General features: G+C 34.6%; 2 protein-coding genes. Both read left to right on the forward strand.

Annotated features, from left to right (window positions below):
- On the forward strand, nt 1–278 hold a 278-nt coding region (locus ACYQ21_RS15660; protein WP_460059615.1), incomplete at its 5' end, for a hypothetical protein.
- A complete protein-coding gene (locus ACYQ21_RS15665) occupies nt 265–828 on the forward strand; it encodes a hypothetical protein (RefSeq protein ID WP_460059617.1) in 564 nt (187 codons plus the stop codon). The genes ACYQ21_RS15660 and ACYQ21_RS15665, both read left to right, overlap by 14 nt.
- Nucleotides 829–1,008: the final 180 nt, after the last annotated feature.

The following is a 1,008-nucleotide window of genomic DNA, read 5'->3' on the forward strand; positions in this document are numbered from 1 at the left end:
AAAAAGAATTATTCTGGGCTGTTGTTGGTGTAGTTGTTGCAGTGGCACTCATCGTTGTATCAGCAGGGACGGCAACACCGCTTGTTATGGCTGGTTTAGCATTTGATGCAGCTCTTGCAGGGAATCAACTCGTTGCAAGTGGTATAAAATATGCGACAGGTAAAGATTTCAATCCTCTTGCTAAAGGTTTAACGGCTATAGGGGAGGATGAACAACTTGCGAATACAGTCGTTGTTGTTGCGAATTTCGCCACTTTAGCTATTGGTGGTACTGTTTGAAGAAATTTTAGGCAAATTCGATTTTGTAGAGAATTATGCGATTGCTTTGGATGACTGGGATGAAAATGATAGGTATAATGACTTGAATTGGTCTACTAAGGAATTTTTTGAACAGACAAGAAGGGAGTATAGAATTTCGATAATATTATCTAGCATACTTTCAAAAGAGCAATATGAGTTACAAATTAAGCAAGTTTATGATGCGCTTATTGATGAGCAAAAAGAAGTATTCGATATTAATTTCTATCAATCTAAAAATATTTTTTATGGTAAACCAGAAGGTTCAACAAATAATAATAATTTTTATTACGGATACTACCTGTTTCAATCAATCCACAATAATATTTCTGGTGTAAAGCGAGATAATAGTGAAACTATCTCATCAGATATGGCTTCCATAACAGAACCTGATACTTTTAATTTAAGAAGGTGGGAAAACTATGGTGTTTTGTGGAAACAGTTACCTGAAAAACGGGTGTACAGTCCCACCACCTCTGATTCTATTAGTCACAAAAAAATCAAAAAAGAGCCAAAAGTCTATGGATTTTAAAATGTATTATTAACTGCTAGATGTCTCTACTTGAATTAAACAACTGCTCAATAAAGAAAGAACAAAATGAAGCATTATCACAAACTAGATGAAAAGTTGGCACGACTTCAAAATATCGTGATTGTCTTTTTAACGATAAGTATTGTTGCCTTGGTTGCAGTCTTTATCGTCACGAATCAA

This window comes from Pseudolactococcus yaeyamensis, assembly GCF_054658615.1.